At 63.1% G+C, this 7,279-nt stretch carries 11 protein-coding genes and 1 tRNA gene; 6 read left to right on the top strand and 6 right to left on the bottom strand.

What is annotated here, in order from left to right; translation table 11 throughout:
• On the bottom strand, positions 1 to 460 hold a 460-nt coding region (locus JF66_RS24505; protein ID WP_231556471.1), incomplete at its 3' end, for an ATP-binding protein.
• A gap of 196 nt (positions 461 to 656) precedes the next feature.
• On the opposite strand from JF66_RS24505, the gene JF66_RS16310 reads away from it, so the two are divergent.
• Positions 657 to 1,232 (top strand): HIRAN domain-containing protein, encoded by a 576-nt coding sequence (locus tag JF66_RS16310; protein ID WP_035879677.1) that lies wholly within the window; start codon positions 657 to 659, stop codon positions 1,230 to 1,232.
• Between the two features lie 141 nt (positions 1,233 to 1,373).
• Here JF66_RS16310 and JF66_RS16305 read toward each other — a convergent pair whose 3' ends face one another.
• Complete coding sequence (locus tag JF66_RS16305) at positions 1,374 to 1,886, bottom strand: hypothetical protein (RefSeq protein ID WP_035879676.1); 513 nt, start codon at positions 1,884 to 1,886, stop codon at positions 1,374 to 1,376.
• Between the two features lie 298 nt (positions 1,887 to 2,184).
• A complete protein-coding gene (gene msrA / locus JF66_RS16300) occupies positions 2,185 to 2,709 on the bottom strand; it encodes a peptide-methionine (S)-S-oxide reductase MsrA (protein WP_035879674.1) in 525 nt (174 codons plus the stop codon).
• Between the two features lie 17 nt (positions 2,710 to 2,726).
• Here msrA and JF66_RS16295 point away from each other — a divergent pair, with 17 nt between their 5' ends.
• From JF66_RS16295 to JF66_RS16285, 3 genes are all read left to right on the top strand, one after another.
• Positions 2,727 to 3,731 carry an aldo/keto reductase gene (locus tag JF66_RS16295; RefSeq protein ID WP_035879672.1) on the top strand — a complete coding sequence of 335 codons (1,005 nt, stop codon included), beginning with the start codon at positions 2,727 to 2,729 and terminating at the stop codon, positions 3,729 to 3,731.
• Positions 3,732 to 3,810: 79 nt separating this feature from the next.
• Positions 3,811 to 4,053, top strand: coding sequence for a hypothetical protein (locus JF66_RS16290; protein WP_035879670.1), 243 nt, complete (start codon positions 3,811 to 3,813; stop codon positions 4,051 to 4,053).
• A gap of 90 nt (positions 4,054 to 4,143) precedes the next feature.
• The gene (locus JF66_RS16285; protein ID WP_156109855.1) at positions 4,144 to 4,917 is read left to right on the top strand and encodes a hypothetical protein; all 774 of its coding nucleotides are present in this window, start codon (positions 4,144 to 4,146) and stop codon (positions 4,915 to 4,917) included.
• 277 nt (positions 4,918 to 5,194) lie between these two features.
• On the opposite strand, the gene nadE is transcribed toward JF66_RS16285, so the two are convergent.
• Positions 5,195 to 6,034 (bottom strand): ammonia-dependent NAD(+) synthetase, encoded by an 840-nt coding sequence (nadE, locus tag JF66_RS16280; RefSeq protein ID WP_035879669.1) that lies wholly within the window; start codon positions 6,032 to 6,034, stop codon positions 5,195 to 5,197.
• A gap of 100 nt (positions 6,035 to 6,134) precedes the next feature.
• Between nadE and JF66_RS16275 the strand changes: the two genes are divergently transcribed.
• Positions 6,135 to 6,653 carry a heme-binding protein gene (locus JF66_RS16275; protein WP_035879668.1) on the top strand — a complete coding sequence of 173 codons (519 nt, stop codon included), beginning with the start codon at positions 6,135 to 6,137 and terminating at the stop codon, positions 6,651 to 6,653.
• Positions 6,654 to 6,683: 30 nt separating this feature from the next.
• Here the strand turns inward: JF66_RS16275 and JF66_RS16270 are convergent.
• Both JF66_RS16270 and JF66_RS16265 read right to left on the bottom strand, forming a co-directional pair.
• Positions 6,684 to 6,756, bottom strand: a tRNA-Arg gene (locus JF66_RS16270).
• 40 nt (positions 6,757 to 6,796) lie between these two features.
• Complete coding sequence (locus JF66_RS16265; RefSeq protein WP_035879667.1) at positions 6,797 to 7,057, bottom strand: co-chaperone YbbN; 261 nt, start codon at positions 7,055 to 7,057, stop codon at positions 6,797 to 6,799.
• Between the two features lie 87 nt (positions 7,058 to 7,144).
• Between JF66_RS16265 and JF66_RS22415 the strand changes: the two genes are divergently transcribed.
• The coding region (locus tag JF66_RS22415) for an exonuclease domain-containing protein (protein WP_255351539.1) at positions 7,145 to 7,279 on the top strand (135 nt) is incomplete at its 3' end.

The raw sequence follows: 7,279 nt of genomic DNA, 5'->3' as shown, positions 1-7,279 counted from the left end.
GTGATTGGAAGACTTGGGATGTTGTGAGCCATAGAAAGATCACAGGTGCGCCGATCTTACCGTTACGGTCGAGCAGACTCAGCCGCTCAATAAACTGGGTCGGAAGGTCTTCAGCACTCGCTACGTTTTCCTCGTACTGGTCCACGATTGCGATAATGAGCTTGCCCTCGTCGGACTTGTGCGTAGCCCGAAGCTCCTGGAGCAGAGAAGATTCCGAGAGAATCCCCTGCCGAGTCAGCTCCACCACACGGCAGTCGGGGAGGTGCGTCGAGATTTCGCGTGCCGCACAGCTCTTGCCTGACCCACTCTTACCAAATATAGGGAGGAAGCGTAGGCCACCCGAAATCTTCATCGATTTGTGTGCCTGCTGAATCGTACTGAGGAGTTGGCGATCCGGCCTCAGCCGCCCGCGAAAGGCAGAGTCGAGATCTTCATAGCGGGATGGAAGTCTTGGAATCATATGTAACGGTATCGCAGAACAATAGCCCCGATGGGGTGGGGGGAGCCCTCCCCGACCCCATCAGCGCCTCCCCGACACGGCATAGCGTCCCCTTGTGCGCGCGAGTCTGAGGGGTCACCCTGTCTCACGCCTAACGTACGGTTCACCCCCGTGCGGGGCGTTACCCGCCTACGACGCCGCCGTTAGGCTCAGCCATATGGAGTGGCTAATCATAATTGCCCTGTTCGCTGTCGTGGCGTTCGTCCTCTGGGGCGCCAGTCGCCTAGTATTCCCCCAAGTCGACACACTGAAACCATCGACGAAGCCCTCGACACCGGCACCCCGCGCCACTGCCTCCCAGCCTGTGGCGCACCCTGTCGCTACACGCGCTCCCGCCAAAGCGCCGACTCCGGCCCTATTAGACCTAGACCCGGCGGAAGTCGCCGACCTTCGAGGGCTCCCCTTCTCCCGCTATCGCATCAAGGGCTCCGCTTACGTCATCAGCGACACCAACCGTGAGCGCTTCGGCGGCACCGAATACCAACTACGCCGCGAGCCGAAGAATCGCCACGACACCCATGCAATCGCTATCTATGGGCAGGGCCGAATGGTTGGCTATATCTCCGCCGCTAAGGCGGCAAGTATCGCGCCTCTCCTCGACGTATTGCCCGAAGTTGCCTTCACGGTCGGCGGTGCGGGCGTAGTCGGTAACAGCATCCGTCTATGGGTTGACGTGCCTTCACTCCCTGCGCTCCGGCAGTACGTCAAGGCCCGCACCCGAGCAACACCCTAGCGACTTGTTCGGCGGATTCATCGGCACCGTTTACACGCCCCTGGCGACGACCTCGGAGCGCCTTCGGCGGAGACTCCGCTGCCAGGTTCGCCGTAAATACGGGTTGCAATAGGTGTGGCCGAAGAAATTCGGCCATAGTGTTTACCAGTCTATTTGGCGCGTGACGCCCAGAAGACACGTTCCCGAGCCCAAAACTGGAGCGACCATGCTGTGATATCCGCCTGAGGCGGGCCCGTACTGCCCGATCATGCATTCACCCGCGAACAGCACGGAGAACTGAACGAAGTCAGCGGCCAGGTCCACGTGCGTGCGATCGAACGTGAGTTCCATGGCCGATTTATCAAAGCCGCCCGCCACGAGAGCGTCAATGTAGGCGCGCCCGTCGACGGGATTTGTGGCCGCCACCACGCTCGCGATGGAATCGAAGTACGCGAGGTTTCCGGTCGCACTCAGATTCGGCTCAAGAGTGAGGACCGGCGGGGCGGTCGCGGTCGGAGAAGCCGACGAGGGTGCGGACCCGGTCGGCGTGGCCCCTGCTTGGGTCTCACCGGGGGCGGGCACGCCACCGGTGCAGCCCACGAGCGGCAAGGCCAGTAAGACGACGGCGATCCCGGTGAACAGCCGGTGACGTCGAACGGATGCTGCCATGCGCATGGGCGCCCTTCCACGTCCGCGTGTGCGGGCGTGCTTCGAGTCTAGGGCGGCGAGGCTCTCCTCAGATGTGGGACACCTCAGCTGTCCCCTCAGCTGCGGGGCCCTTCAGCTGTCCCCTCAGCTGTCCCCCGGTCGAGTGTCGGGCCAGGGATTGACCTGGTGTGTGACCCGGGATGAACTGCTCGTGCCGATCTCGTCATCCCGGGTCACACACCTCGAGTGTGCGCCGGGACACAGAGTACGTGCCATGGTCCTCCAACCCGGTGGAGAAACATGGGCACGAGAGAAACGTGGAGGACTAGCCGATGATGTACTCGGCGTAGGACTTGCGGATCTTGTTGACCTTGGGCACGGCGACGGCCATGCAGTAGCCCTGGCCGGGGTTCTTGGTGAAGAAGTCCTGGTGATAGTCCTCGGCATCGTGGTAAACACCCAGGGGCTCGATGGTCGTGACGATTCCCTCGCCCCACCATTCCGCGGCCCGGTCACGGGCGGTCTCGAAGAGCTGCTTCTGCTCGTCGTCGGCGTAAAACATGGCCGAACGGTACTGGGTGCCCGTGTCATTGCCCTGGCGGTTGAGCTGGGTCGGGTCGTGAAGGGTGAAGAACACGTCGAGGATGACACTCGCGGGAATCACCTCGGGGTCGAACGTCACCGCCACTGCTTCGGCGTGGCCGGTTCGCCCCGTGCAGACGGCCTCATAACTCGGGTCCGCCGTAGCACCGCCGGTGTACCCCGACACCACACTGCTCACTCCGCGTAAGACCCGATACACGGCATCGAGACACCAGAAACATCCACCTGCGATCACAAAAGTTTGCACCCGCCTAGAGTAACTCCATGACGTTCGTTGCCGCTGAAACACGATATTCCGCCATGCCCTACCGTCGAACGGGGCGAAGTGGACTGAAACTCCCGAGCATTTCACTGGGGCTGTGGCACAACTTCGGTCACGAACGCCCAATCGAGACCCAGCGCGCTATCCTTCGCCGCGCCTTCGATCTCGGAATCACGCACTTCGATCTGGCCAATAACTACGGGCCTCCCCCCGGCTCGGCCGAAACGAATTTCGGCAGGATCTTCGCCGAGGATTTTCGCGCTCACCGCGACGAGATAATCATCTCCAGCAAGGCCGGCTACGACATGTGGGAAGGGCCCTACGGCGAGTGGGGATCCCGCAAGTACCTGCTGTCTTCCCTCAACGCGAGCCTCGGTCGACTCGGCGTCGACTACGTCGACATCTTCTACTCTCACCGCCCCGATCCGAACACTCCCATCGAGGAGACCATGGGGGCGCTCGCCACGGCCGTGCACCAGGGCAAAGCGCTCTATGCCGGCATCTCCAACTATGACCCGGAACAGACCCGGGCAGCGGCGGCCGCCCTCGCCGAGCACGGTGTGCCGCTGCTGATCCATCAGCCCCGCTATTCGATGTTCGACCGTCACATCGAAGAGGGTCTGTTTCCCGTGTTGGACGAGCTGGGGGTGGGCAGCATCGTCTTCTCGCCGCTTGCCCAGGGACTGCTGACCGATCGTTATCTGGACGGCTCGGTTCCCCCTGACTCCCGTATCGCAACGAGCCGCTTCCTCTCGGAGGCTGCGCTGTCTGAGCCCTACCTCGGCCGCGTGCGCGCACTCAACGACATCGCGGCGGCCCGCAACCAGACCTTGGCCCAGATGGCCGTCACCTGGATCCTGCGTCAGAGCCAGGTGACGAGCGTGCTCGTGGGTGCGAGCAGCGTGCGGCAGCTTGAGCAGAATGTGGCGGCGCTTGATGCTCCCTCCCTCAGCGCCGAGGAGATCGCGGCCATCGAGCCGCACGCGGTTCACGGCACATCCCGCTAAGGCGAGTTGCTGTTAATGTCAGAGGCTCTCCGTAGAGTCGGCGGTATCACTCATGGCCGGCTGACTTTCGGAGGAACCCATGTTCGAACACGCACTCGCTTCTGCCGCACCGTCAACAATTCGCGGCCTCAGTCTCGTGCCTGTGAGGGCAGACCTGTGGAGGGTCGCCAACCGGTCGGGCACCGTTCTCGGTCACATCGAACGTCACGCTGATCCGGACGGCGACCGTTTCGCCGCCCGGCGCCTGATCTTTGCCATGAGAATGATGGACCTCGGGGTGTTCTGCCGCTTAGACGACGCCGCCGATTGTTTCCGCTCCTGACCGATTTCGCCGAAGCGAAATTTCCGGATGTGAAAAGGCACGCCGAGGGGTTACGCAGAATCGTCACCTGGCGCAGGTAAAGTGCGGCTCATGGAATTGTGGAATAAGTTCGTTACCTGGCTCACGGCCGTTAGCACCGAGCCCGTTGTTTTCAGCGCCCTGGTGTTCCTCCTCGCGATCGTGGCGGCGAGTGTGATCACCGCCTTGATCTTTCGCGCGACGCTTCGACGGATGCTCGATCAGCGCGACCGCGAGATTCGCACCGCCGCCATCGCGACGCTCGTTGACGCTGCCACCGAAGCATCCGTCTGGAATTCCCTCACACCGCAGGAACAGGTCATGAGTGATCGTGCCGTGGGCCAGGCCGATATCCAGGTACGCCTGTTGCCGGTCAAAGGTTCGGGTGTGGCCGCGAACTGGTCGGCTCACCAGCTCGCCGAGCTCAAGCGCACCTCGGCGACCTTCGGCTACCAGCTTGAGCCTGCTCTGCTGGAGTTTCGTGACCGCCTGATCGACTGGCAGAAGCGTCCGGCCCGCGCCCGCAAGATCTTCCAGGGCGACCTCGACCGGTGGATTCTGCAGAATTCCCACTCGGATAAAAGCCTGCTCGCCGAGCAGGATGCCTGGGTGGCGCAGCAGCACCACGATCACTACAGCGCGCCCGCGGCCGCACCGAAGTCCGGCGGGTACGAGCCTGTCACGGTGGCACCCGTGAGCGCGCAATCGAGCGGCGCACCCACTGCGGCGTACACTGCGCCGCGGTCGGCGGCCTCGACCGAGACGCAGCGGCTGCTTGACGATGTGGACGCCCTCGCGGTGCGACCCGACCCGATGAGCCGTCCGACGCAGGCTCCGCCCGTCTAGCGGGTCACGCAACCGACACTGACCTCGGGCCCGAGGGCCGGCTCACGAGGCCTCGATCGCTCCTCCGTCGCGCCTCGACCAACGGACCACGCGCGGCCTCGTCCGGCGAAACCGTCCCCCGCCGGTCGAGGCACGAGCTGATCGAGRCCGGCSCAGRCAKTCCGCAGGGCGCCCCCGCTGGTCGAGGCGCGAGGCACGAGCGATCGAGACTGGCGAGACATTCCGCAGGCGCCCCCGCCGCGTCACTCGGCCGGCACCCGATCCGGACCGCCGACGCTCAGTGCACCAAGGACTCGTCCCGCCACCAGTCGTCGAAGAGCGACGGCGGTACGTGGCGTTTGTGCTCCGTACCGAGATAACGCGCCTCGATGGCCTCCGCGATCTCGGCTGGCACGTCCTTGCCCTCGAGGAAATCGTCGATGGTCTCGTACGTGAGCCCGAGGTTGGCCTCGTCGGTCTGACCCGGGTCGTGGTCGAGCAGATCCGCTGTTGGCAGCTTCAGATAGAGCTGTTCAGGTGCGCCGAGCTCCAGCAGGAGCGCCCGCCCCTGTCGTTTGGTCAAGCCCGACAGCGGGAGCACATCGGCTCCGCCGTCTCCGTATTTCGTGAAGAACCCCGTGACCGCCTCGGCGGCGTGGTCGGTGCCCACAACGAGGAATGCGTTCTGACCCGCCAATGCGAACTGCGCCACCATGCGGGACCGCGCCTTGACGTTGCCCTTCGTGAAGTCCGACATCGGGTCGCCCGCGCTGCGCGCGTACTCCTGCTCGAACCCGACGACGGCCTGTTCGATATTGAAGGTGACCACGGATGTGGGCTTGCTGAAGTCCAGGGCCAGTTGAGCGTCGTCCTCGTCACGCTGCACGGCGTACGGGAGCCGGACGGCCATGAACGTGGATGCCTGACCCTCGGCGGCCAGTTCCTCGACAGCCAGGCTGCACAGGCGACCGGCGAGCGAGGAGTCCTGACCCCCACTGATACCGAGCACGAGGCCTCTGGCACCCGCGGACCGGAGATAGTCCTTGATGAAGGCGACTCGGCGGTGAATTTCGGAGGCCGGGTCGATGGTTGATGAGACGTGGAGCTCCGCGATGATTCGCGCCTGAAGTTCTCGCATATCTAAATCTACCAAGTCCCGACACCGACGCGCGGCCCCCGTGCGGACCCGACATAACTCCTGTGTCCGTGTACCGATCGCGCGGGTCTACGCTCCCCTCATGACCCAACAACAACCGTTCACAGTCATGCAGGCCTATCCCGACTTCGAACTACGCCAATACCCTCAGCACGTGCTCGTGCAGGTGTCCGTTGATGGCGACTTCGCGGGCGGCGCGAATCTCGGGTTCCGGCCGCTGTTTCGGTACATCACCGGCGATAATCAAGACTCGACGAAGTTCTCGATGACCGCGCCCGTGATTCAGGAGGAAACCGGACCTGCGTCGCAGGTCGTGAGCTTCGTGTTGCCGGAGGGAGTAGACGTCACGACGGTTCCCCTGCCCCGAGACAATTCGGTTTCCATCAAACGAGTGGAACCGCACCAGGCGGCCGTGCAGACGTTCGCGGGAGGCTGGAATGAGCGGCGTTTCCGTGAACGCGCAGAGGCGCTGCTCCGGGCCGTGCATCAGGCCGGGTTGTCCCCAGTAGGTTCTCCGTACTTCGCCCGCTTCGACCCGCCGTGGAAACCCGGCTTCCTCAAACACAACGAGGTCCTCGTTCGGGTCACGACACCGGCGTAACCCGCGTATCACTCGGCGCGATCAGACCTGTGCCCCCGGTAGGAATCGAACCTACGACAAGCGGATTAGAAGGCCGCTGCTCTATCCACTGAGCTACGGGGGCAGGAAAGATCCAGATTACCTCAGACCGAGCACCTTCGTTGTCACAGGGCCTTTGTTGCGGCGGCGAGAACCTGATTGAGCGACGGCACTCCGGCCGCACGAAAAACCTCCACGCCGTCGTCGGTCGACAGAATCACCGTAGGGGTATTGCGAATCTGGCTAGCCTCCGCCTCGTCGCCGTGGGCGGCCACATCGAGTTCGATGACGGTGGCACTGGGAATAAGTCGATGGGCTTCGGCGAGCACGGCGCGGGTCTGAGCGCACGGCTCGCAGAATGCTGCCGAAAATAACGTGAACTGCATATCTTCCTTCTCACGAGGTGGTCGAGGCTCTCCGTTCAGTTTACGAGCTTCAGGCACCGCGCTCGGGTGCGTGGTTAGACTTGCTACATGATAAAAAGCAAGGACCGGCTGGTCTGGATTGACTGTGAAATGACCGGTCTCGACCTGGACAAAGACGAACTGGTCGAAATCGCCGTCGTCATCACCGATTACGACCTTAATGTGCTCGATCCGGGACTGGAT

Origin of the sequence: Cryobacterium sp. MLB-32 (assembly GCF_000738085.1) — a bacterium.
GTDB lineage: Bacteria > Actinomycetota > Actinomycetes > Actinomycetales > Microbacteriaceae > Cryobacterium.
Note: the sequence above shows the minus strand (reverse complement) of the source record. Positions and strands in the feature narration are given on the sequence as shown.

Bases quoted from the DNA above. Each gene is read 5' to 3' on its own strand.
- JF66_RS16275 (WP_035879668.1), top strand. From the start codon at position 6,135: ATGACCCAACAACAACCGTTCACAGTCATGCAGGCCTATCCCGACTTC.
- JF66_RS16285 (WP_156109855.1), top strand. From the start codon at position 4,144: ATGGAATTGTGGAATAAGTTCGTTACCTGGCTCACGGCCGTTAGCACC.
- nadE (WP_035879669.1), bottom strand. From the start codon at position 6,034: ATGCGAGAACTTCAGGCGCGAATCATCGCGGAGCTCCACGTCTCATCA.
- JF66_RS16265 (WP_035879667.1), bottom strand. From the start codon at position 7,057: ATGCAGTTCACGTTATTTTCGGCAGCATTCTGCGAGCCGTGCGCTCAG.
- JF66_RS16310 (WP_035879677.1), top strand. From the start codon at position 657: ATGGAGTGGCTAATCATAATTGCCCTGTTCGCTGTCGTGGCGTTCGTC.
- JF66_RS16295 (WP_035879672.1), top strand. From the start codon at position 2,727: ATGACGTTCGTTGCCGCTGAAACACGATATTCCGCCATGCCCTACCGT.
- JF66_RS16290 (WP_035879670.1), top strand. From the start codon at position 3,811: ATGTTCGAACACGCACTCGCTTCTGCCGCACCGTCAACAATTCGCGGC.
- JF66_RS16305 (WP_035879676.1), bottom strand. From the start codon at position 1,886: ATGCGCATGGCAGCATCCGTTCGACGTCACCGGCTGTTCACCGGGATC.